This window comes from uncultured Thiodictyon sp. (assembly GCA_903837595.1).
In the GTDB taxonomy this organism is placed as follows: Bacteria; Pseudomonadota; Gammaproteobacteria; order Chromatiales; family Chromatiaceae; genus Thiodictyon.
On record CAILVI010000143.1, the window covers coordinates 1 to 1,763 of the forward strand.

Sequence of the window (1,763 nt, forward strand, 5' to 3'; positions counted from 1 at the left end):
CGGCCTGTTCCTGGCGCCGAACGTCATCGACGCCACGGTGTCCGCCACCCTGCCGCTGGTCTCGTAAGCCAGCGCTCGCATCGCCGGCCCGCGAGCCGGGCCGCCACCTGATCACCGTTCCCGCCGCCGGGTGGTCAGTCCTGGCGGCCCGCTCAGACACCCCGCCCGCCATCCGTCTCAATCGCCGTCAGCCACCCCCTAGCGGAGAACCTCTTTGATCCATCGCCAGTTTCGCGGTTCGCGTGCGGCCGAACTCTTTCCGGTGCTGGCCTATGAACCCGGCCAGCAACTCTTTATCCTGGACGACCTGTCCCTGGGCTTCGGGTTCGTCTGTGAGCCGCTGTCCAGCGCCGATCGCGCGCAGGCCGATCGGCTGTCGGTGCTGATGAACCTCGACTGGCCATCGGAGACGCTGGTGCAGATCGCCTTGTGGGCCTCGCCGGACATCGAAGAACGGTTGGCACGGATGCAGGCCCTGCGCATCGGTCACGGCGACGAGCTGCTGCGCGAGTCGACGCAACGGCGCGCCGAATTCCTGCGGGCCGGGACCGAGGCCCCGCTGGGACCGGCCAGCGAGCTGCGCCTGCGCGACCTCCAGGTCATCGTCACCGTCAAACTGCCCATCGCCGAGGGCAAGCCCACCGAGCGCGAAACCACCGACGCCGCGGTGTTGTGCGCGACGGCGCTGCAAGTCCTGAAGACGGCCGGGTTGCGGCCGGTCGCGCTTACGGCGGATCGCTATGTGCGTCTCATGTCGACCCTGCTGAACTGGGACCCCCAGGCCGGTTGGCGCGACCGGATCGTGCCCGAGTGCGACCCGGACCGGCTCATCCGCGAGCAGTTCATCGACCTCACCCACGCGCTGGAGGTGGACGCCAAGGGCATCACGCTCGGCACGCACCGGGCGCAGACCTTTTCGGTCAAGCGCTTTCCCGACCGCATCGCCTTCGGCATGGCCGCCCGCTATATCGGCGACGTGGTGTCGGGCACGCGGGGTATCCGCCACAACGTCCTGATCACCCTGTCGGTGCGCTTTCCGGACCCCGAGGCCATGCGCACCAAGCTCGCGGCCAGCCGGCAATGGGCCACCCACCAGGCCATGGGCCAATTGTCCCACTACCTGCCCACCCTGGGTCAGACCAAGGCCGGCTATGACGGGCTGTTTGCCTGCCTGGACAACGGCGACCGCCCCATCCAATGCTATCTCGGGATTGTCCTCTTCACGCCGGTGGACGAGGCCACTGCCGCCGGCTCCAACCTGCGGACATATTGGCGCGAGCTGGGCTTCCAGGTGATGCCGGACCAGTTCTTCCCGCTGCCCCTGTTCCTGCACTGTCTGCCGTTCGGCGCGGACCGCGATGCCATCCCCCACATGATGCGCTATCGCACGATGGCCTCGAGCCATGCCACCACCCTGATGCCGGTGTTCGGCGACTGGAAGGGGACGGGCAGCCCGGTGCTCAACCTGGTGGGGCGCGCGGGGCAGCTCATGGACCTGAACCTGTTCGACTCGGCCACCAATTACAACGCCGTGGTTGCGGCCTCCTCCGGGTCGGGAAAGTCCTTTCTCGCCAACGAACTCCTGGCGACCAACCTCAGTGTCGGCGGACGCTGCTGGGTGATCGACGTCGGGCGCAGTTACGAGAATCTGTGCGAGGCGCTGGGCGGGCAGTTCGTGGCCTTCACCCGGGACGCGCAACTTTCCGTCAACCCTTTCGGCCTCATCGGCAGTTGGGAGGAGGAGGCCGATGTGGTCTGTGCCC

Annotated in this window: 1 protein-coding gene; it reads left to right on the plus strand. The window is 67.7% G+C overall.

The features are described from left to right. Positions 1–214: 214 nt before the first annotated feature. On the plus strand, positions 215–1,763 hold a 1,549-nt coding region (locus QZY44_RS07660), incomplete at its 3' end, for a TraC family protein (protein WP_295444540.1).